19 protein-coding genes and 1 pseudogene are annotated in these 20,345 nt (G+C 67.1%); 14 read left to right on the top strand and 6 right to left on the bottom strand.

What is annotated here, in order from left to right; translation table 11 throughout:
* Positions 1-49 precede the first annotated feature (49 nt).
* Entirely contained in the window at positions 50-388 is a 339-nt protein-coding gene (locus tag M2428_RS20735; RefSeq protein ID WP_277527855.1) for a hypothetical protein, read from the bottom strand.
* A 204-nt stretch (positions 389-592) separates the two neighbouring features.
* Positions 593-976: a hypothetical protein gene (locus M2428_RS20730; protein WP_277527854.1), complete on the bottom strand. Its 384-nt coding sequence runs from the start codon at positions 974-976 to the stop codon at positions 593-595.
* 164 nt (positions 977-1,140) lie between these two features.
* Between M2428_RS20730 and M2428_RS20725 the strand changes: the two genes are divergently transcribed.
* The 9 genes and pseudogenes from M2428_RS20725 to M2428_RS20685 all read left to right on the top strand — a co-directional run bounded on the left by M2428_RS20725 (position 1,141) and on the right by M2428_RS20685 (position 14,035).
* Positions 1,141-2,613 carry a DUF3375 family protein gene (locus tag M2428_RS20725; RefSeq protein WP_277527853.1) on the top strand — a complete coding sequence of 491 codons (1,473 nt, stop codon included), beginning with the start codon at positions 1,141-1,143 and terminating at the stop codon, positions 2,611-2,613.
* Positions 2,614-2,615: 2 nt separating this feature from the next.
* Positions 2,616-3,425 (top strand): annotated as a pseudogene (locus M2428_RS20720) (DUF4194 domain-containing protein); the annotation flags it as partial.
* Positions 3,426-3,733: 308 nt separating this feature from the next.
* Positions 3,734-7,243, top strand: a complete 3,510-nt coding sequence (locus M2428_RS20715) for an ATP-binding protein (RefSeq protein WP_277527852.1) — start codon at positions 3,734-3,736, stop codon at positions 7,241-7,243.
* A 210-nt stretch (positions 7,244-7,453) separates the two neighbouring features.
* On the top strand, positions 7,454-8,560 hold the full coding sequence (locus M2428_RS20710; protein WP_277527851.1) for an iron-siderophore ABC transporter substrate-binding protein: 1,107 nt from the start codon (positions 7,454-7,456) through the stop codon (positions 8,558-8,560).
* Between the two features lie 9 nt (positions 8,561-8,569).
* Positions 8,570-9,637: an iron ABC transporter permease gene (locus M2428_RS20705; protein ID WP_277527850.1), complete on the top strand. Its 1,068-nt coding sequence runs from the start codon at positions 8,570-8,572 to the stop codon at positions 9,635-9,637.
* A gap of 83 nt (positions 9,638-9,720) precedes the next feature.
* Positions 9,721-10,743 carry an iron chelate uptake ABC transporter family permease subunit gene (locus tag M2428_RS20700; protein ID WP_277527881.1) on the top strand — a complete coding sequence of 341 codons (1,023 nt, stop codon included), beginning with the start codon at positions 9,721-9,723 and terminating at the stop codon, positions 10,741-10,743.
* 1 nt (position 10,744) lies between these two features.
* Positions 10,745-11,575 (top strand): ABC transporter ATP-binding protein, encoded by an 831-nt coding sequence (locus tag M2428_RS20695; protein WP_277527849.1) that lies wholly within the window; start codon positions 10,745-10,747, stop codon positions 11,573-11,575.
* A gap of 119 nt (positions 11,576-11,694) precedes the next feature.
* A complete protein-coding gene (locus M2428_RS20690; RefSeq protein WP_277527880.1) occupies positions 11,695-12,702 on the top strand; it encodes a siderophore-interacting protein in 1,008 nt (335 codons plus the stop codon).
* Positions 12,703-13,180: 478 nt separating this feature from the next.
* Positions 13,181-14,035, top strand: a complete 855-nt coding sequence (locus tag M2428_RS20685; protein WP_277527848.1) for an SGNH/GDSL hydrolase family protein — start codon at positions 13,181-13,183, stop codon at positions 14,033-14,035.
* Between the two features lie 11 nt (positions 14,036-14,046).
* On the opposite strand, the gene M2428_RS20680 is transcribed toward M2428_RS20685, so the two are convergent.
* Complete coding sequence (locus tag M2428_RS20680) at positions 14,047-14,334, bottom strand: YciI family protein (protein ID WP_277527847.1); 288 nt, start codon at positions 14,332-14,334, stop codon at positions 14,047-14,049.
* A 103-nt stretch (positions 14,335-14,437) separates the two neighbouring features.
* On the opposite strand from M2428_RS20680, the gene M2428_RS20675 reads away from it, so the two are divergent.
* Together M2428_RS20675 and M2428_RS20670 are read left to right on the top strand one after the other, a co-directional pair.
* Complete coding sequence (locus M2428_RS20675) at positions 14,438-14,917, top strand: MarR family transcriptional regulator (protein ID WP_277527846.1); 480 nt, start codon at positions 14,438-14,440, stop codon at positions 14,915-14,917.
* Positions 14,918-14,991: 74 nt separating this feature from the next.
* On the top strand, positions 14,992-15,753 hold the full coding sequence (locus M2428_RS20670; RefSeq protein WP_277527845.1) for an SGNH/GDSL hydrolase family protein: 762 nt from the start codon (positions 14,992-14,994) through the stop codon (positions 15,751-15,753).
* 9 nt (positions 15,754-15,762) lie between these two features.
* Here M2428_RS20670 and M2428_RS20665 read toward each other — a convergent pair whose 3' ends face one another.
* Genes M2428_RS20665 through M2428_RS20655 form a run of 3 tightly spaced genes read right to left on the bottom strand, consistent with a single transcriptional unit; the run spans position 15,763 to position 18,522 of the window.
* Positions 15,763-16,587 (bottom strand): FAD:protein FMN transferase, encoded by an 825-nt coding sequence (locus tag M2428_RS20665; RefSeq protein ID WP_277527844.1) that lies wholly within the window; start codon positions 16,585-16,587, stop codon positions 15,763-15,765.
* Positions 16,571-17,083 carry an FMN-binding protein gene (locus M2428_RS20660; protein WP_277527843.1) on the bottom strand — a complete coding sequence of 171 codons (513 nt, stop codon included), beginning with the start codon at positions 17,081-17,083 and terminating at the stop codon, positions 16,571-16,573. The genes M2428_RS20665 and M2428_RS20660 overlap by 17 nt, the downstream gene beginning before the upstream one ends.
* Positions 17,080-18,522 (bottom strand): ferredoxin reductase family protein, encoded by a 1,443-nt coding sequence (locus M2428_RS20655; protein ID WP_277527842.1) that lies wholly within the window; start codon positions 18,520-18,522, stop codon positions 17,080-17,082. Before M2428_RS20655 ends, M2428_RS20660 begins: the two co-directional genes overlap by 4 nt.
* A 503-nt stretch (positions 18,523-19,025) precedes the next feature.
* Between M2428_RS20655 and rpmB the strand changes: the two genes are divergently transcribed.
* From rpmB to rpsN, 3 genes are read left to right on the top strand one after another with little or no spacing between them, the layout of a single operon-like run.
* Positions 19,026-19,262 (top strand): 50S ribosomal protein L28, encoded by a 237-nt coding sequence (gene rpmB / locus M2428_RS20650; protein WP_011693744.1) that lies wholly within the window; start codon positions 19,026-19,028, stop codon positions 19,260-19,262.
* Positions 19,262-19,429, top strand: a complete 168-nt coding sequence (gene rpmG / locus M2428_RS20645; protein WP_003798558.1) for a 50S ribosomal protein L33 — start codon at positions 19,262-19,264, stop codon at positions 19,427-19,429. Before rpmB ends, rpmG begins: the two co-directional genes overlap by 1 nt.
* 4 nt (positions 19,430-19,433) lie before the next feature.
* Positions 19,434-19,739, top strand: coding sequence for a 30S ribosomal protein S14 (gene rpsN / locus M2428_RS20640; RefSeq protein ID WP_026266887.1), 306 nt, complete (start codon positions 19,434-19,436; stop codon positions 19,737-19,739).
* Positions 19,740-20,345 lie beyond the last annotated feature (606 nt).

The following is a 20,345-nucleotide window of genomic DNA, read 5'->3' as shown; positions in this document are numbered from 1 at the left end:
AACCGGGTGGCCGGCTCGAGCCCTGGATCCGCCGCGGGTGGAGGACCCTTCAGCTGTCCCGCAATACTACTCGCGGGTAAGTGCCTGTGCTAGGGGAAGCCTGACCCGGATGGTCGGGCCGGAAGTCCGCGCCGAAGTCGACCTGGAAATCGGCGGGCAACTCCACGGTTGAGGCGTGGTGGACCAGCCGGTCCCAACCGTGGTTGATGCCGTGAACCAGGCCAACCACCGCGCCGGCCACGAGGTACCAGGCGAGCCGGCCCACGCCGACCAGAACCATGGCCGCGAAGGCGGACACCATCATGAAGGCGCCGATCACCAGGGCGAACACGAGGGTTCCAATCACCACCATCGTGCCCGTTTCCACTGCGCTTAGGTCGAACTGCATTCTTCCCCCTGCACCATCGCTTCGGTTGAACCAGTAGCCTGAGCGTAGGGTGCAGGGGACGTGCTGAACTAGGCCCCCGTGGACGATCGCGGCCTCTTGATACGGGATCGAAATGCTACCGGGGCGTAGGTCACGGCACGGTTGCGGCACCCTCACCACTACCGGTGTCGCACCGGACGTCAATGCCAGGAATGCTGCCCTGTGTCAGTCCTCGTCGTGTTCAGGGGCGCTCTGGCTCACCACCTGGAAGTCCGCTCCGAGGGCAACGTCGACCTGGGTCCCGTCGTTGAGGCGGACCTCGACCTCATAGGCCGCGCCGGAGTCGTCGTCGCGCTCCACTTCGGTGACGTTGCCCTGGCCAACTTTCGCCAGCGCGGCGCTGGTGGCCCTGGCGCGGTCGGCGTCGGTGAGCGCCGGTCCGTCGGAATCGTCACCGAGGGCAAGTTTTCCGATGCTGGCTGTCAGGTCGTCCGGACTCAGGGAGGGAAGATCCCGGGCCTGCTGGGTTGCCCCGGCCGCAATCGAAGCTCCCCCCAGCACCACTGCTGCGGAGGCCGCCCCCGTGATCCACATCGTTCTCTTCCGCATGATCGTCTCCCTTCAGCTGGTCATTCCAGTGTGCTCCGACATAGGGGAGCGCACAACGATGAATGCGGCCGGGGGCCTGCGTTAACCTTGTAGCTGGCAGTTTTGCGATTCCGCTGCCCCGCAGCACCACCCCAAACCATCCCCTGGCAGCCGAAGGAGAGTGCGTGTCCCGCTCCGCCGTGTCATCAGCCGACGCCATCAGCGCCCGGCTCCGGGACCTCGAGCTCCTCACCAAAGGACCTGCCTGGGCGCTGACGCGCTCGGCGCCGTGGGTGATCGCCGTGCTCCAGGCCTCCTTCACCCGCACCCGCGCCCAGCTGCCGCTGGAACAGTTCCACGCCGACGTCGACGCCTTCCTCGAGCAGCTCCGCCGGCAGGCCCCCGGCACGGGAGAGCAGCAGAGCGGCTCGGCCAGCGGCGCGCTCTCGGGAAAAAAATATGCGGACGAATGGACGCGCAAGAACTTCCTGACGCGTCGGAACCAGTCTGGCCAGATCGTCTACGAAGTCACCGAGCCTGCTGCCCGCGTCCTGGCTTTCCTGGACAGCCTGTCCAGCGAGCGGTCCACGCTGAACGGCTCCAGGCTCGGCACACTGCTCGGCGACGTGGAGAAGCTCGCCAACGAGACCAACCCGGACCAGAGTGCACGGATTGAATCCCTCGAAGAGGAGATCGACGAGCGCCGCCAGCTGATGGAGGACATCAGCTCCGGGGACTTCGACGGACTGCTCGACGACGACGAGGCCGTGGAGGCCGCCGGCAACATCCTCGATCTCGCCGCCAGCCTGCCCGCGGACTACAAGAAGATGCGTGATCGGATTGAAGAGCTCGTGGGGGAGCTGCGCAACCAGATCATCGAGGAATCCCTCAGCAAGGGCGCCACCATGGCCCAGGTGCTCGAGGCCGACAAACGGCTGCGGCAGAGCCCCGAAGGCCGGACGTTCCGGTCCTTCACCGCGTTCCTGGAGGACCCGCAACAGCAGCTGAGGTTCCGGTCGGCGATCGGCGAAGTGCTGAGCCGGCAGTTCGCGGACGAGCTCAGTCACGACGAACGCGAGACCCTCAAGAACCTCGTGGCCGAACTCCGCAGCCAGCACAGCCAGATCCAGAGGATTTACGGCAAGCTCAGCGAGAGCCTCAACACCTATGTCCAAAGTGACGACTTCCGGCAGTCGGTCCGGCTCCGCAAGGTCCTGCGGGAGGCCGAGCAGGCGATCCGCTCCCTTCCCTACGAGCGCGAACGGCCCGGCCTGGTCCGCGGCCCTGTGTTGTTCAGTGCCGGCTTCGAGTCCCTGGCCATGGTCAAGCTCTTCGATCCGGACGAATTCGCCGCTCCGCCCAAGCTGGCTGACCCCATCGCGTTCTCCGACTCGGACCGGGCGCGCTCGCCCCGGACCGCCAAGGCCAAGCCGGAAGCCATCCGCGCCGCGCTCGCAGGGGCCGCAACCCTGACCGAGGCCTGGGCGCAGTTGCCGGCCGGGGAACGCCACATCAACTCCATCCGGGCCCTGCTGTCGCAGACCCTCCACGACGGCGCCGGCTTCGACCGCGGTGCCTGGGGCCCCCTCGAATTCGAACAAATCGACGGCACCACCCGCACCGCCTACCTGCCCGTCGTCACGCTCGCGAAGGATTGACCATGACTGAAGAGACCGCGACAGAGACTGCGACAGAGACTGCGACAGAGACAGCGACAGAGACCGCGACAGAGACTGCGACAGCGGACCTGCCGCTCGCGCCCGCGGACAACGACGGCGGCCACGTCCGGAGCGACCCCTTTACCGTCACCCCCCGGGACACGTTCGTCGACGGCGCCGCCCTCTTCCCGGGCGACACCGGCGTGCTCCCGATGAAAGTCCGGCAGGCGCTCGTGAAGCTGCTCAAGGGCCCATACATCGACGGCGGCCGCGACGAAAAACTGTGGACCACGCTCCTGGACAACCAGCTGATCCTCCGCAGCCGCCTCTCCGAGCTTTTCCTCACGCTGCAGCTGGACCACGAACGCAAGGTGGCCGTCCTGCGCCCCGTGGACCCCGAGGCGATCGGCGGCAGCACCCGTTCCAGCATCCTGCGGCAGCAGCGTGCCCTGAGCCGGGTCGAAACAATCGTCCTTCTCCGCCTGCGCCTGCTCCTGGACCGCCACGTCACCGCCCAGACGGATCCCACGATCACGCGCGAGGAAATCGCCGAACTCGTCGCCCACTACCAGCCCACCGGCCAGCAGGATGCCCTGCGCGATGCCGACGTCGTCAATCGCGCCATTACCAAGCTCCTGGCCCGCCAACTCCTCCTCACCACGGGCCTGGACGAGGTCTACACCATCTCCAACGCCCTCCCCCTGGCCCTCCCGTTCGAAAACATCGGCGACATCCCGGCCCAAATCGAAGCCCTCATCGCGGCCAGCACCGACCAGTCAGGCACCGAGCCACTCCTGGAGCTCGACGCGGACACCGTGGCTAACGCGGAGGACGACCCGGACGACGACACAGACGCCGCCGTCGAAGGTGACAGCTCGAGCCGCGCAGCAGCCGATGCGGACGCCCGAGGTGACTTGAACAACGAAGACGACGACGGCGATGCCGCCGGCGCCAACGGTGACGATGACAACGACGCAGCAGCCGATGCCGCCCAGGGAGTGGCATCGGGCCTGTCGGAGCCGCGCGCTGAGCTGATCGAAGATCAGCTGCGCGGCGAAGGGGCGGGGGCGGCATCGGCTGCGGAGTCAAAGGCGACCACAACTAACGACGGAGAAGCCAAGTGAGCATCGCAAGCATGCTGCCGATGGGCGAGCTCACGAACCCCGGCCAGATGCGCCTGGCCCTCGTCCAAGTGGTCAACTGGGGCACGTTCCACGGCGCCCACACCATGCACGTGGACCGCAACGGCACCCTGCTGACCGGCAATTCGGGCGTCGGCAAGTCCACGCTGTTCGATGCCATGCTTCGGGTCTTCGACGCCCGTCCCCGCTCCAACGAAGCCGCCGCGCAGCGGGCCGGCGGCGCCGTAGAGGACAAGCGCACCACGTTCACGTACATGCGCGGCAAGGTGGGCGACAAGGCGGTGGGCGAGGGCTCCGCAAGTGCGTTCCAGCGCCCCGGTGCCACCTGGTCCGCCGTCGCGCTCACCTTCGACAACGCCGCCGGCACCCGGGTGACGGTATCGGCGCTGTTCGACCTGCCCAAGAACGGCACCGAATCCAGCGTCGGCCGGTACTACGTGATCGACAACAAGCCCCTGGACCTCGCGGCGGTCGAGGGCATCGCGGAGAAGCGCTTCACCAAGTCCGCGCTGGACGCGATCTTCCCGGACGCCCAGATCTTCGACGTCCACAAGGCCTTCGCCGAACGCTTCCGCCGCCTCCTCGGCATCAACTCTGATCAGGCCCTCCCGCTGTTGCGCGTCATCCAGGCCGGCAAGGGACTCGGCGGCAGCGTCAACACCTTCTTCCGCGACCAGGTCCTCGACGCCCCCGCCACACTGGCTGCGGCGGACGACGTCGTCGAGGAATTCAGCAACCTCATGTCCATCCGGCAGCGCCTCGAGGACGTCCGGCAGCAGCGCGACCAGCTGGCTCCCGTCCCCGGGCTGAACAAGGAATACGCGCAGGCGCTGCTGGACGCGAACCGGCTGCGGGACCTTTCCGGCGAGGAATTCGAGGCTTACAAGCAGCAACTCGCTGTCACGGTCCATGAGAAGACCCTGGCCCGGGTGAAGGAGCTCGCCCGGGCCAAGGCCAGTGACCTTGCCGCCGAACGCGCTGTCCGCGACGGCTTCGCCAAGGAGCTGCGCCAGCTGGAGGGGGAGTACAACAACCAGGGCGGCAACGCGATTTCCGCGATAGAGCAGTCCCTGGAGAACGCCCGGGTGGGGCTCAAGCTCCGGCAGGAGGTGGAGGAATCGACCCGCAAGGCGCTGACCGACGCCGGGCTGGAACTCCAGTGGTCGGCCGCCGGCTGGGAACAGGCCCACGAGCACGCCGCGGCACGCTCGGCCGAGCTCCAGGACGATTCCGAGGCGCTCAAGGAACTGCGCTTCGAGGCCTTTGACGGCCACGCCACCCGGAAGCGCGAACTCGCCGCGGCCCAGCAGGAGCTCGTCTCGCTGAAGACGCGCAAGTCGCTGCTGCCGCCGTCGAGCATTGAAAACCGCAGCGCCATTGCGGCGGCCACCGGGGTGCCCGAGGAGCAGATGCCCTTCGGCGGCGAGCTGATCGACCTCGCCGAGGGCCAGGAACAGTGGCGCCCGGCCGCCGAGCGCGCGCTGCGGAGCCTAGCCACCACGCTGCTGGTCCCGGGCGAGCACTTCGCGGCAGTCACCCGGTACCTCAACGATCACTCCGTGCGCGGGGCGCTGCGCGCCGTGGACGTCTCCCGGCCCCTGGCGGGCGGCGCGCTGGCTGTCGAGGACGTGGCCGACGGCGATCTGCTGACCAAGCTCCGTTTCCTCACCGACGCCGGCCCCCACTCGGAGGCCCTGGGGCAGGCCAGCGCCTGGCTGCGCGAACGGATTGCCCTCGACTTCGCCTACCCGTGCGTAGAAGACCCGGACCAGCTCGCCGGCCTGGACAAGGGCCTGAGCCTTGGCGGCGTGGTCAAGCGCAACCGCCACACGGTGGAAAAGGACGACCGCTTCACGTCCCGGCAGGACTACGTCCTCGGGTTCGACAACGCCGCCAAGCTTGAACTTGTGGCGGCCCAGGTTGAGGACCTGCAACAGGAGCTGGCCAAGGCTGCCGAACTGGCACAAACCCGGGAAGAGTCACACCAGGGCATGACCCGGCAGCTCGATGCCCTGCGCCGCGTGGCAGACGACCACCGGCCCTGGGAGCAGGTCTCGGCCGCAGTGGCCGCGGAGGAGCTCGCCCGGATCGAGCAGCGCCTCAAGGACGCCCTGGCCGCGCAGGCGGACCTCGAACCGCTGCGCGCCAGCATTGAAGCCACGCGGCACAAGCACCAGTCCAGCACCGAGGCCGCGGCCGTACTGCAGAGCGAGTACAAGGCCCTCGATGCGCGCATGACTGCGGCTGATTCGCTGCTCGACGCCGCACGCAACCGGCTGGCGCAGGCGCCGCCGTCGGACGCCGGCATCGCCGCACTGGAACCGTACTTCACCGGCTTCGGCGACGTCTTGGAGATGCACGAGCTCGACAACCTGGCCAACCAGGTGCACACCCGGCTCCTTGCAGAACTGCATAGGGCCGAGTCCCGCGGGCAGGCCACTTCGGAGCGCCTCACCCGCATTTTCGAGGGCTTCGTCCGCGAATGGGGCACGGCGATTTCCGCGGACCACGGCACCTCGATCGGTGCTGCGGGGGAGTTCGAATCCCGCTACCACGCGATTGTCAGCGACGGGCTGCCCGCCCAGGAGGCCGAGTTCCGGCAGTTCTTCAACCAGCGGACACACGAATCCTTTTCCACCCTGCTGCACCTGCTGGACGAGGAGCGCCGCGCCATCACGAGCCGCATCCTGCCGCTGAACGGGATCCTGTCCGAGGTCAACTTCCACGAGGGCAGCTTCCTGGAACTCGACATCAAACAGACGCTGCCCGCGACGGCGAAGCAGTTCAAGGACGCTATCCAGAACGCGCTCAAGGTCCGGCATACCCGGCCGGGCAAGACGGTCACTGCAGCGTCCGCCGCGGTGTCCGGGGCGGAGGACGACGCCGAGCTCACCACCCGCTACAAGTCGCTCGAAACGCTCGTGAAGCGGCTGGGTTCGCAGACTCCGGAGGACCGGCGCTGGCGCGCCGAGGTACTGGACGTCCGCGGCCACCTGTTCATCCAGTGCAAGGAGCACCGCGAGGTGCAGAGTGCCGGCGCCCAGGGTGCCGGTCCCAAGGGGGCGGGGAAGGGCCAGAAGAAGACCGAGGTCTACATGCACGCGGACACCGGCTCCATGTCCGGCGGCGAGCGGCAGCGCTTCACCGCGTTCATCATGGCTGCGGCGCTGAGCTACCAGCTGGGCATCGCCGAGCAGGGCTTCACCACCTATGGCACTGTGATGATGGACGAGGCGTTCGTGCTCGCCTCTGAGGAATTTGCCGGGGCAGGTATCAAGGCGCTGCACGAGTTCGGTTTCCAGCTGCTGCTGGCCGCGCCGGAGAACGTGATCGACCTCTCCCGGCACCTGGGATCGGTGACGGAGATCCTGCGGGACAAGCGCACCAACCGCTCCGGCGTCCTGACGGCCCCGGTGATTGCCCCGCGTGCGGGGAGCGAGGGCATCTGGCGGTCCGAGGCAAACCCTGTGGACATCGTCCTGCGCTGACCCCACCCCTCCCCAAGCAACGCGGGGTCACTTACGGTCCATAATGACCACCACACCTAATGGACCGTAAGTGACGCCGCGTTGCTTTTTTGGCGGCTTGATGTTGTCCCGCACCACCGATTGAGACAATTACGTTACTCAAACCTTTCTTAATTATCCAAAGGATAGGCTAGCCTTACTTAGGTTTGCATCACTTACCTAAGGAGTTCCGTGGCTTCCGCCGTCTTCCCCCGTTCCGCCGGCCGCCCAGTCGGCCGCCGCCTCCGCAAGACCGCAGGGCGGGCCGCAGCTCTTCTGGCCGCCGTCGCGCTGACCCTGACCGCTTGCTCCACCGGCCCGGCAAGTTCGACGGCGACGTACGCCCCCAGCCAGCCGGTCAGCATCGCTTTCCCGGTTACCATCAAGCACCTCTTCGGCGAGACCACCATCAAGGAACAGCCCAAGCGCGTTGTTACCGTTTCCTGGGTCAACGACGACGTCGCCATCGCCCTCGGAGTGGTTCCCGTGGGCGTCCCCAAGAACGAATGGGGCGGTAATGACAAGGGCTCCACACCGTGGAAGGACGCCGCGCTGGAGAAGCTCGGCGCGGGCTTCGGCTCGGCGAAGGCCCCCGTCCAGTTCTCCGAGGCCGACGGCATCAACTTCACCGAGATCGCCAAGCTCAACCCGGACGTCATCCTGGGCGCCTACTCCGGCCTGACGGCAGAGGACTACAAGAAGCTCAGCGAAATCGCACCCGTCGTGGCCCAGCCGGAGATCGCCTACGGCACCTCCTGGCAGGACTCCACCACCATCATCGGCAAGGCCCTCGGCAAGGAAGCCGAAGCCGCCAAGCTGGTCTCTGACACCGAGGCCACCATCAAGGACAAGGTCTCCAAGTACCCGCAGATCGCCGGAAAGTCGTTCATCTACGGCAATCTGGAACCGGACAAGAGCGACGGCGTGAACGTCTACACGGCCAACGACAACCGTCCGCGCTTCCTCAGCGAAATCGGCATGAAGCTCGCATCCGTTGTGGAGGACAACTCCAAGGGCTCCAAGGAATTCTTCATCCCGTGGTCCGCCGAAAAGGCCAATGAACTCAACTCGGACATCTTCGTGACCTGGGTGCCGGATGCGGCCACCACCGGATCCATCAAGGCCGACCCGCTGCTGGGCCAGATCCCCGCCATCAAGAGCGGCGCCCTGGTTGCCGACTCGAACAACACGCTGACGCTGTCCATCTCCGCTTCCTCGCCGCTGAGCCTGCCCTGGTCACTGGACACGTTCCTGCCGCAGCTGGCCACCGCGGCGGACAAAGTCACTGCAGCGAAGTAACACCATCCCATGACGAACAGTACGACGACGGCGCCCGCCGCCAGCGCGCCCGGCGCACCCCCGGCCCCCACCGGGAAGAAAGCCCCCGCAACGCAGGCCGCCTGGCTGCTGGCCGCCGTCGTCGTACTTGTTCTGGTCTGTGCAGCGTCCCTGACCGTCGGAGCCCGCGGGGTTCCCCTCGGCACCGTCTGGCAGGCGCTGACGCAGTTCGACCCCACCGACGGCAACCACGCCGTCATCCACGCCCGCATCCCGCGCACCGTGCTGGGCCTGCTCGCCGGCGGCGCACTCGGGCTGGCGGGCGCGGCCATGCAGGGGGTGGCCCGGAACCCCCTCGCCGACCCCGGCATCATCGGCATCAACGCGGGCGCCGCCCTCGCCGTCGTCACCGGGATCTACGTCTTCGGCGTGCCGTCCCTGACCGGCTACATCTGGTTCGCGTTCATCGGCTCCGCGGCAGCCGCCCTCGCCGTCTATCTGATCGCGTCCATGGGGCGTGACGGGGCGACGCCGGTCAAACTGGCACTCGCCGGCGCGGCCCTGAGCGCAGGGCTGTATTCGCTGATGAACGTCGTCCTGGTCTCCAGTCAGGACACCCTGGACCGGTTCCGGTTCTGGCAGGTCGGCGGGATCGCCGGCCGGGACTGGTCGGTGGTGCTGCCCGGGCTGCCGTTCCTGGCTGCCGGGGCACTGATCGTTCTGTTTACCGGGCGGATCCTGAACAGCCTGGCCCTCGGGGACGACATTGCCCGAGGCCTGGGCCAGCGCGTCGGCCTGGCCCGCGGCGTCACCGCGCTGGGCATTGTGCTGCTCTGCGGCTCCGCCACGGCACTGGCCGGGCCAATCGGATTCGTCGGCCTGGTGGTTCCGCATGCCGTCCGCTTCCTGACCGGCCCGGACTACCGCTGGATCCTGCCGTTCTCGCTGGTCCTGGCGCCCGTGCTGCTCCTGCTCTCGGACGTGGTGGGCCGTGTCGTCGTGCTCCCCGGCGAAGTCCCCGCGGGCATCATGACGGCGCTGGTGGGTGCGCCCGTCTTCGTGTGGCTGGTCCGCCGCGGGAAAGGAGCAGGGCTGTGAGTCAGGCAGACCTCGCCAACGTGCGGCATGAGCTGGGAGGCAACGCCCCCGCAGAGCACCAACCGGCCGGCAATGCCCGGTTCATGAGCCGGACGGCCCTCCTGGCCTTCGCCGTCGTGGTGCTCCTCGCCGTCAGCATCCTGCTGGGCAGCTACACCGTCACCATCCCGGACTTCTTCAGGATCCTCACGGCCAACCTCACTGGTGGCGAGAAGATCCCCGGCGCCAGCTTCATCGTGATGGAGAGCAAGCTCCCTCGGGCAGTCATCGGCACCATGATCGGGATTGCCTTCGGGCTCTCGGGCACCCTGTTCCAGACAATGCTGCGCAACCCGCTGGCCAGTCCCGACGTCATCGGCATCAGCTACGGGGCAAGCGCGGCCGCGGTCACCGCCATCGTCGTTTTCGGGGCCTCCGGAGCGGCCGTTTCCGGTGCGGCGCTGTGCGGGGCCATGGCCGTAGCGGTCTTGATCTACACAATCTCCCGGAGCGGTTCCCTCGGATCAGGCGGCGGCAACCGCGGCAACGCAGCCGGAAGCCGGCTCATCCTGGCCGGCATCGGCATGGCCGCGGCACTGAACGCCGTGGTCAACTTCCTCATGACGCGAGCGGACATCCGCACCGCAGCCGAGGCCCTGATCTGGCTGAACGGATCCCTGAACTCCGCCAGCTGGGACCGCGCCGGCGTGCTGGCACTGGCGCTGCTGGTCCTCGTGCCCGCCGTCGCCGTCCTCGCCGGACCGCTCCGGATCCTGGAACTGGGAGACGACGCCGCCGCCGGACTCGGCATCCGGGTAGGCATCACCCGGCTGGGCGTCGTGGCCGCTGCTGTCGCCCTGGCCGCCGTCGCCACGGCAGCCGCCGGGCCTGTGGCGTTCGTGGCCTTCCTGGCCGGCCCCATCGCGCGCCGCTTCACCGGCACGTCCAGCCTGCCGGCCGCCGCGTTCGTCGGCGCCCTGATTGTCCTCGCCGCGGATTACTTCGCCGCCAACATCGCCCCCCTGCTGCTGGACGGCACCGTCCTACCCGTCGGCGTGGTCACCGGCGCGCTCGGTGCACCGTTCCTGCTGTGGCTCCTGGTCACAGCCAACCGAAAGGACGCCTGAGATGGCAGTTCTCAACGCCAAGGACCTGACGCTGCAGTACGACCAGCGCCGGGTGGTGGAAGGCCTTACGGCGGAGCTCCCCGAGGGCAAGGTGACAATGATCGTGGGCGCCAACGCCTGCGGCAAGTCCACGCTCCTCCGCGGCCTTTCCAGGCTGCTGAGGCCGGCCGGCGGTACCGTGACCCTGGACGGCAAGGACATCCATTCCCGTCCAGCCAAGGAACTCGCGCGCATCCTCGGCCTGCTCCCCCAGCATCCCACTGCCCCCGACGGCATCCTTGTCCGCGACCTTGTGGGCCGCGGCCGCTACCCGCACCAGGGCTTCTTCCGCAGCTGGAGCACGGCCGATGATCTCGCCGTGCAGCGCGCGCTCGAAGCCACCGAAACGCTGGAGCTCGCCGAGCGGAACGTCGACGAACTCTCGGGCGGGCAGCGCCAGCGCGTGTGGATCGCGATGGCGCTTGCCCAGGAAACCGAGGTGCTCCTGCTCGACGAGCCCACCACGTACCTGGACCTGGCCCACCAGGTGGAGGTCCTGGACCTGATCACCGACCTGAACCGGCAGCGCGGCACCACCGTGGCTATCGTCCTGCACGACCTGAACCTGGCGGCCCGGTACGCGGACCACGTGATTGCCATGAAGGGCGGCAAAATCGTGGCCGAGGGCACCGCCGCCGACGTCGTCACCGAGGACCTGGTCCGTGACGTCTTCGGCCTGGACTCGCGGGTGTTGCCCGATCCCATTTCCGGCACGCCACTGATCATTCCGCTTGGCCGGCACCACACCCATTTCCCAAAAGCCGAAACAGCAACCCTGGAGTTGGTCCCATGAGGGCAGTTAGCAGCAGCGCAACAGACAGCAGTGCAACGGACAGCGCGGCAGTAGACATCAGCCAGGCGCGGGCACGCCGTGCGCCATCGGCGGTCAGGGACCAACCGGCCACCCAACCGATGACCCTGGCGTTCGACGTGACGGTGGCCGCCGTGCAGCAGCTCAGCCCCAATTTCCGCCGCATCACCTTCGGCGGGTACTCCCTGCGTGACTTCGGTGTCCACGGCGGAACCCTTGACCTGCGCGTGAAACTGATGATCCCGTCCCTCGCCGATGACGGCGCCCAGTTGCCGCTGCCGGTGTTCCAGATGGAGCAATCCGGCTGGTACCAGGAATGGCTGGCCATGGATCCGGCGACCCGCGGCTCCATGCGCACCTACACCGTGCGGCAGGAACGCCTCGACGCCGTCTACCCGGAGATCGACGTCGACTTCGTGCTGCACTTCGATGCCGCCGGCAACGGCGGACCCGCCGCGAACTGGGCCCTGAACGCCAAGCCCGGGGACGCCCTCACCATCATCGGACCCAACAACCGGGCCGCGCACTGTGTCACGGCGGAGACCTACTCCGGCATCGAATGGCGGCCCGGCATGGCCCAGCGGGTACTCCTTGCCGGCGACGAGACCGCTGTTCCGGCCATCAGCGCCATCCTGGAAAGCCTCCCGTCCTACATGAGCGGGCACGCGTTCCTTGAAGTCCCCGAGGCCGGCGACTTCCTGGAGCTTGAGTCGGACGCCGACGTCGAAATCACCTGGCTGGCACGCGGCGCCTCGATCGGCCGCTCACGTCCGCACGGCGAACTGCTGCAGGAGGCGGTTCGCACCGCCGTGCCCGAGCCGGGCTGGGTGGGCATCAAGGCCGCCTCCGGCGGAGCCGGGCCCGAACCCGATGACGTCAACGTGGACCAGGACATCCTCTGGGAAACCCCGGCCCGGATGGACACCGCGGCGATCGGAGCCAGCAAAAACCCGGACAAGCCCGCCGGGGCCCTGCCGTTCTACGCCTGGATCGCCGGCGAAGCGGGCACCGTCAAGGAGATGCGCCGGTATCTTGTGCGGGACGTGGGGATCGACCGGAAGCAGGTTGCGTTCATGGGGTACTGGCGGCAGGGGAAAGCCGAGCTGTAGTCTCCGGCTCGGTCCTTCCTCTCCTGCACCGCCGACTTGCCGTCGGTCCCGGTGCTTGGTCAGCTTACGTCGCTGCCCTCGTGCGGGCTTCGCCCGCAGCCGCTGCTTTGCCGTCGCTTCCGTTGTGCGGGCTTCTGTGCGGGCTTCGCCCGCAAGCGCTGCTTTGCCGTCGCTTAGACACCTCCCTCCGCTTCCCTCGGCCGCGAGCGGCCTCGCTCCGCTCTGGTCGGCGATGCGCTCCTATGCAAAGCGGCGATTGCGGTCTTGGGGGTAGGCCACCTTGGCTGCGCCCCCCTTTCACGTACGTGACGCGCCGGCGTCGGCGCCGGCAGAGGCCCTTCGGCCGGCTCACTTTCGGTGCGCCCTGAGTGTGACCCGTGGCTCGACGGTTGCTGTGGCGGCTGCGGGTCCTGGGTCGGTCACCTTGGGTTAACTTGCTCTTTCCCTGCCCGTTTTTTGGGGTGGTTAGGGTGTTGGGGTGGGTTCATTTCCTTTGCTTCCGGATCGGGGTGGGCGGCGGGTCTTTGTTGCCTTGGGGGATTCCTTCACCGAGGGTGTGGGGGACTACGCTCCCCGGCTCCCGAACGGTGTGCGGGGCTGGGCGGACCGGGTTGCGGAGAAGCTGGCCAAAGCGCAGCCGGGGTGGGAATACGCCAATCTGGCCATCCGCAGCAAGCGGCTGCGCCACATCATCGGTGAGCAGCTCGGTCCTGCCTTGGCCATGGAGCCGACGCTCGTCACCCTGTACGCGGGGGGCAACGACATCCTGGATTTTGGCACGGACATCGGCACCCTCATGGAGGACTACGAGTCCGTGGTGGCTGCGCTGGCCGGCACGGGGGCGACGCTGGTGCTGTTCACCGGCTTCGACGTCAAGGTCTCCGCGCTGCTGGAGCCGCTGAAGAAACGCAACGCCTTCTACAACCGGCGGGTCCGCGAGATCGCCGGCCGCTACGGCGCGGTGCTGGTGGACTACTGGCGCTTCGACGCATTCCATGACCCACGGATGTGGGATTCGGACCGGCTGCATATGTCCAAGGCAGGCCACAAATACCTTGCCTCACAGGTCCTGGACCACCTCGGCGTGCCCCACAAGATCAAGCCCAAGGAGTGGGAGCCGCCGGTGAAACCGGGCCTGCGGGAGTGGGAACGCCGGCAGCGCCGCTGGGTCCACGACTGGGTGCTGCCCCTGTTCGGACGCAAACTCCGCGGCGTCACCCTCGGCGATCAGCTCCGGCCGCGCTGGCCCGAACCCGTGAGGGTCCCGCGCAAGGGCGGCCTGAAGAAGCTACTGCAGAATCAACGCGCCGGGGGCCAGTCCGGCGCCGGGTAGCCGCCAGGGACTCAGCTGTCCAGCAGGTTTTCGTAGCCCGGAGCCACCCTGTTGGCATGGAACTCCATGACCTCGAAATCAGCCACACCATTGACGTAGAACGGGTCCTCGGCTAGGGCGGCGTCAAGGCTGGCCCGGTCCGCGTTGGAGAGCAACAGGCCACCGGTGCGGGGGATTTTGCGCCCCGCGACCATGAAGACGCCCTCGTCGAAGGCCGCCTGCAGCCACGTGACGTGCGCCGAGAGATGGAACTCCACGATGTCGTCGGGGACCTTGTATGTCAGGGAGACTACGTACATCCGGCCAGCCTACCGGTACCCGGCTGCGGGCAGGCGGGAACTTTTCTGGAATTCCCCGGCCTGAAGTTGAATCGTCAAGCTTCCAGTCTCCTAGAATGTAGCCATGACCGAACCCCGCTGGCTCAACGCCGACGAACGCCGGGCCTGGCTTGCCCAGCTCAGCATCAACACCATGCTGCCGGCCGCCCTGGACACCCAGCTCCATGCCGCGGGCAAGCTTTCCCTGTTCGACTACAACGTGCTGGCGATGCTTTCGGAGACCGAGGGTCGTTTCCTGCCCATGAGTGAGCTCGCGGCGCGCACGAGCGCTTCCCTGTCCCGGCTCTCCCACGTGGTCACCAAGCTGCAGAACCGCGGCTGGCTTGAGCGGCGGCCGCACCCCGGCGATGCCCGCGTCACCACGGCGCACCTGACCGATGTTGGCATGGAGACGATCGTGAAGCTTGCCCCTGGCCACGTGGAGGCGGTCCGGTCACTGTTCCTCGACGCCTTGAGCCCGCAGGACGTCGCGGACCTGGCCCGGATCGGCGAAAAAATCGTGGCCCGCCTCGATGATGACCACTGGATCCTGCGGGACACCTAAGCACCAAAGCTGAATGCGCCGCCGTCGGGCATCCTGTCTTTGTTGCTCGCGGCAACTGCTGGCAGACTTGACCCATGGATTTCACGTCCCGCTATGTAGCCCTTGGAGACTCCTTTACGGAAGGCGTCGGCGACGACGACCCCACCCGGCCCAACGGCGTCCGGGGCTGGGCGGACCGGGTGGCAGAGGGGCTCGGCGCGGCCGACCCGGGCTTCGGGTACGCGAACCTTGCCATCCGCGGCAGGAAACTCCGCCAGATCATGGCCGAACAGGTGGATGCCGCCGTCGCACTCAAACCCACTGTGGTCAGCATCTACGCCGGCGCCAACGACATCCTCCGGCCCAAGGTCGACATCGATGACTTGCTGGCCGAATACGACGCCGGGATCCGCAAGCTCACGGCCACCGGCGCCACTGTGGTGATGTTCACCGGCTTCGACGCGCGGGGCTCCAAGATTTTCGGCACCATGCGCGGCCGCACGGCCATCTACAACGAACTGGTTCGCGGCATCGCCGGAGACCACGGTGCCCTGCTGGTCGACTACTGGCGTTTCAGCGAGTACTACGACTGGGGCATGTGGGCCACCGACCGGATGCACATGTCCGCCGCCGGCCACGCGAACATGGCCAAGCGCGTCCTCACGGTCCTGGCTCACGAGCACTCGATAGACGTCCCGCCCATGACCCCGGTCCCTGAGCTGAGCCGAGTGGACGCCCTCCGTGCGAATGCCCGATGGGTCCGCGAATTCGCTGGCCCGTGGGTTGTCCGGCGCGTCACCGGCAAGTCGTCCGGCGACGGCCTGGAGCCGAAGTACGGCCAGCTGACCCACCTCTAGCACGGCAACCTACGCGCGGAATCCCGGCGTCGCGAGCAGTTCCCCGGTGCGGCGCACGACGAGCACATCGATGTCCCAGCCGTCTGTGGCCCGGTGCAGCATCGCGGTTCCGCCCGCAACGATCGCCGTCGCAAGCACATCGGCCGTGACAATGTCTGCCGCGGCCACGGAGACCTGGGCGAACTCGACGCCGCGGGAGCCCGCAGTCCAGATGTGGTCACCCCGCTCCGCCGAGCCCGACGTCGCAAGGGCCCACCGGGTGCCGGGCCCGCCCAGCCCGTAGGCGGAAAGCAGTGCCGAGCGGTCCAGCGGGTCAACCACCCCGGCCGCCCACGCGGCTCCGCTGCCCGGCACGGGCGAGCCCATCACCAGCACGTCGCCGCCGGCATTCAGGCACCAGTCAGTGATCCCCCGGCTCCGCAGCGCCGCACCGGCCTGCCCGATCGCGTAGCCCTTGATGATCCCGGAAAGGTCCAGCACGCCGTCGGGCCGCTCCGGGGAGAACGCGCCCTCCGTCATGAGCCGCCAGCTGAGCGCGTCCGCGTAGCGGTCCCGCATCCCGGCGGATGCGGCCCGGAGGGAAAGCTCCCCGCGCGCCAGCCGGCTGGCCTCGGAATCGGGACGGTACAGGCTGAAAGTCTCATCCGCGCGGGCAAACACCCGTTCGACGGCGGCGGCTGCGGCGTCGAGCTCGCGCTCGCCGCCGCCCGCTGTTCCCGGGACGGCCGCTGTTCCCAAGGCTCTGGCAGGAACGGTCAGGCTGATGACGGTGCCCATGGAGCCAAACGTCCGGGCCTTGAGAACCGAACCGGCCAGCTCAGAGGTTGGCTGCATCGAGGGCCGCCTGAAGGGAGTTCAAGTACGCGTCGGAAGTCACCGTGGCACCGCTGATGGTCTGCACATCCGCGGATTGGGATTGGAGCACCTCATCGCGCAGGAGCGGTGCCGCCCGGTTACTGATTTGTACGGACTTGCGTTCAGCATCGGTCAGCTGGAGCGCCGTGACATCGGTGATCTTTCCAGCCTGCACGGTGATCTGGACCTGGACGGAGCCGAACCGGGTTTGGACCACCGAGCCGGCGTAGGTCCCGACGGCCTTGGCCGAGGCCCCCGCGGCGCCCGTGGTGCCGGCGCCCGACGAACCGGACGAAGCCGTGGAGTCGTCCGTGCCCGTGCCCGTGCCCGTTCCCATGCCGGTGGAGCCGGCGGTCCCGGTCGCCGCGCTTGCGACGGCGCTGCTGGAATCGGCTATGTGGACGCCCGACTGCCAGCCTGCAATGAGGATGCCGGCGGAGGCCAGGGCTGCTGAAACTGCTGCGCGCGTTCTCACCAGTCGAACCTTTCGTAGTGGAGTTGGTCTTCCCGGACGCTGGCGGCGCGGGCGTCCTCAAGCACGCTTTGCGCCCAGGCGGCGGGGCCGCAGACGTACACGTCAGCATCGGCGACGTTCGGGTCATAACTGGCCAGCCGGTGGCCGGCACGCGCGGAGGTCTCCGGCAGCCAGGTCCGGACGCCGGCCGGGCGGGAGCCGGTCAGGTGGAAGAGTGTGGCTCCGCGCTGCTGGCAGAGGCTGAGGATTTCCTCGCCCAGGTAGAGCTCGGATTCGCTGTGGCCGCGGAGAATGACGGTAGCGTTCCCGGGCTGGAACGGCGTGCTCTCCAGCAGGGCGCGGATCGGGGTGATGCCAATCCCGGCACCGACCATCACCACGTGGCTGCGGCTCCTCGCGGCCGTGCTGAACAGCCCGTACGGACCCTCCAGCGCCACCTTGGTGCCGGGCTTCAGCGCTGCTAGCTGGGCCGAACCCCGGCCCAGGTTGCGGACCGTGATCCTCAGCGTGCCCTGGCCGGCGGCGTCGAAACTGACGGGATCGGCGGACAGGCTGAACGGATGCGGGTGCCACCACAGTCCGGGAGCCAGGAACCGCCAGATGAAGAACCGGCCACCGCTGCCTGCCAACTGGTCCAGGCCAAGGCCGGACATCTCGATGCTCACCACCCCGGGGGCCACCCGCACCACCCGCCTGACGGTCAGCTGGTGCCTGAACGTTGCCACCAGCGGCTGGGCCACGCGGTAGTAGAGCAGGGCGGCGCCGGTGGCGATGCACAGTGCCAGCCAGTACCAGCGCTGCCAGGTGCCCTCGGCAAAGAGGCCGCCCACACTGAACTGGTGGGGGAGCGCGGTCAGGACCGCCGCGTACGTCAGGAGGTGGACGGCGTACCAGAACTCGTATGGGAACCGACGTCGGACGGCCACCAGCGAGGTGACGACGACGGCGATGAACAGGACCAAGGATATGTAGGCCAGCCACATGTCCGGCACCAGGACCCACAGCGCAACTGCCTCGCTGACAGGATCCAGCCCTTCGGCCATGCCGTAGCCGATCGCAATCAGGATCCCGTGCGCGAGCAGGAGGTACAAGGCAGGTTTTCCCAGCTTGCGGTGGAACTCGAGGGCGCGGTCGTGGCCGACTGTGTGGTCGATAAGCGGGATGCGGGCCGCCAATAGCAGCATGAGAAGCACCAGGTCCATGCCAGCGAGGCCGGCCACAATCCCCAGCGCGGTGAAGGAACCGGCCGGAGTCGAGAAGCCGGCCATCCCGCCGTCGGCCAGCCACAAAGCGACGGCGCCCGCCAGGGACGCCCAGAAAAGGACGGTCAGCACATCCGCTCTCAGCAACCGCCGCCGGTGCTGCCCACTGAAGGGGTTCACAGCGCCACGGGAGCCGCGGCGAACCTCGGGACGGCTCGTCAGAAGTTGTGTGTTCATGGACCCAGAATCGCCTCGCCGCCTATCATTTGGCTGTGAAAACGCTTCGTCGGGCATATGACCTCGGAGGTGCCCGTCCCTCCGCCCAGACTGGCTGATGGCCGCGGCCCTATACACCATTCGGCGACGGATTGGTCTTTAAATCGCCGAACTCGTAGACTTGGTAGGCGCTAGGTGGCGCGGAGCGTGCGCAATTGCTCCGGTTGGCAGGAATCGTCTGAGAAATCGACGGTCTTGGAGGCCGGTAGTTAGGGGCTCAAGTTGCGCGCATTCCTGTATTCGCCCAGCACCCCGGCACTTCGCAATGGCTGTCCAAAGGACCGTCAGCGCCAGGTGCCCGTGGCCTACAATCTTCGCCGCAGTGAGGAACCAGACGGTTTGTGCCGTCTGCCTGAATCCCGCGGAACCGGTGATTGGGGGTGGGAGCCGGATGCGGACGCCGCCTAACGCACGGTCAACGGGAACTCCGTTAGCCGTTTCATATATTTTTGAGGAGAGTCGTCATGGCAGCACACTGCCAGGTGACCGGAGCCGAGCCGGGCTTTGGACACAGCATTTCGCACTCGCACCGTCGCAACAAGCGCCGGTTCGACCCGAACATCCAGAAGAAGCGCTACTGGGTTCCGTCCCTGCGCCGTAACGTCACGCTGCAGGTCTCTGCTCGTGGCATCAAGACCATCGACGTACGCGGCATTGACGTAGTCGTCGCCGCCATCCTGGCACGAGGAGTGAAGCTCTAATGGCAAAGGATAAGGACGTACGTCCGATCATCAAGCTGAAGTCGACCGCGGGCACGGGTTACACCTACGTGACGCGCAAGAACCGTCGTAACGACCCGGACCGCCTGGTTCTGAAGAAGTACGACCCCAAAATCCGCCAGCACGTCGAATTCCGAGAGGAGCGCTAAACACATGGCTAAGAAGTCAATGATCGCTAAGAACGAACAGCGTAAAGTCATCGTCGAGCGTTACGCTGCAAAGCGCCTCGAACTGAAGAAGGCTCTGGTTGATCCCAACTCAACCGACGAAGTACGCGAAGCTGCTCGCCTCGGCCTGCAGAAGCTGCCCCGCAACGCCTCGCCGGTACGTCTGCGTAACCGCGACATCATCGATGGCCGTCCCCGCGGTACCTTCCAGAAGTTCGGTATCTCCCGTGTTCGCTTCCGCGACATGGCTCACCGCGGTGAGCTCCCGGGTATCACGAAGTCTTCTTGGTAATTCAGTAGTCCTGAAGCCAGTGGCTTGAAAAAGGGCCGGCAACCGTTTGGTTGCCGGCCCTTTTTGCGTTTAATGCCTGGGCGCGGTGCCCGGGGCGGGGTGGATGGTCGGATGTTCGGCCGCGGTGCTGCGTCGCCGGCGGTGGGTTGGTGTTTGTGGTGATGCACGGCATAGTTCGGGGTTGGGGTGTGGGGGTGGGTGTTGGGGTGTGTTGTGGGTGGTTGTGGCCTGTGGTGGCGGGGTTTTGGGGTGGTGGGGCGGGTGTGTGGGGTGGAGTTGCGGTGGGGCGTGGGTGGGTGTATTGTTTTCTAAGTCGCCGAGAGGGAGACCAGCGGAAAGCTGGGAACCGGAGGCGGCCAATCCCCTAAATTTCAAGACCGGATCTGGTCGGCGTTTTGTGCGCTCCGGGTTCGGGTGGGGCGGGTCGGATGGTTTGTGGGTCGCGGAAACGCCGATTTGCAAAGTGTTCCGGACTCGGGTAAGTTTGAAAAGTTGCTCCGGAGCGATCCTCGACCGAGTGGTTGTGGTGGTGCCGGGTGTGTCTGTTGTTTGAGAACTCAATAGTGTGCCAAGTTTGTTGATACCAATTTATTGTATTGAATTGGT

This window comes from Arthrobacter sp. ES3-54, assembly GCF_029504395.1.
Classification (GTDB): domain Bacteria; phylum Actinomycetota; class Actinomycetes; order Actinomycetales; family Micrococcaceae; genus Arthrobacter.
Note: the sequence above shows the minus strand (reverse complement) of the source record. Positions and strands in the feature narration are given on the sequence as shown.

Bases quoted from the DNA above. Each gene is read 5' to 3' on its own strand.
- M2428_RS20655 (WP_277527842.1), bottom strand. From the start codon at position 18,522: ATGAACACACAACTTCTGACGAGCCGTCCCGAGGTTCGCCGCGGCTCC.
- M2428_RS20690 (WP_277527880.1), top strand. From the start codon at position 11,695: ATGACCCTGGCGTTCGACGTGACGGTGGCCGCCGTGCAGCAGCTCAGC.
- M2428_RS20680 (WP_277527847.1), bottom strand. From the start codon at position 14,334: ATGTACGTAGTCTCCCTGACATACAAGGTCCCCGACGACATCGTGGAG.
- M2428_RS20670 (WP_277527845.1), top strand. From the start codon at position 14,992: ATGGATTTCACGTCCCGCTATGTAGCCCTTGGAGACTCCTTTACGGAA.
- M2428_RS20665 (WP_277527844.1), bottom strand. From the start codon at position 16,587: ATGCAGCCAACCTCTGAGCTGGCCGGTTCGGTTCTCAAGGCCCGGACG.
- M2428_RS20675 (WP_277527846.1), top strand. From the start codon at position 14,438: ATGACCGAACCCCGCTGGCTCAACGCCGACGAACGCCGGGCCTGGCTT.
- M2428_RS20705 (WP_277527850.1), top strand. From the start codon at position 8,570: ATGACGAACAGTACGACGACGGCGCCCGCCGCCAGCGCGCCCGGCGCA.
- M2428_RS20695 (WP_277527849.1), top strand. From the start codon at position 10,745: ATGGCAGTTCTCAACGCCAAGGACCTGACGCTGCAGTACGACCAGCGC.
- rpmG (WP_003798558.1), top strand. From the start codon at position 19,262: ATGGCAAAGGATAAGGACGTACGTCCGATCATCAAGCTGAAGTCGACC.
- M2428_RS20735 (WP_277527855.1), bottom strand. From the start codon at position 388: ATGCAGTTCGACCTAAGCGCAGTGGAAACGGGCACGATGGTGGTGATT.
- rpsN (WP_026266887.1), top strand. From the start codon at position 19,434: ATGGCTAAGAAGTCAATGATCGCTAAGAACGAACAGCGTAAAGTCATC.
- rpmB (WP_011693744.1), top strand. From the start codon at position 19,026: ATGGCAGCACACTGCCAGGTGACCGGAGCCGAGCCGGGCTTTGGACAC.
- M2428_RS20700 (WP_277527881.1), top strand. From the start codon at position 9,721: ATGAGCCGGACGGCCCTCCTGGCCTTCGCCGTCGTGGTGCTCCTCGCC.
- M2428_RS20730 (WP_277527854.1), bottom strand. From the start codon at position 976: ATGCGGAAGAGAACGATGTGGATCACGGGGGCGGCCTCCGCAGCAGTG.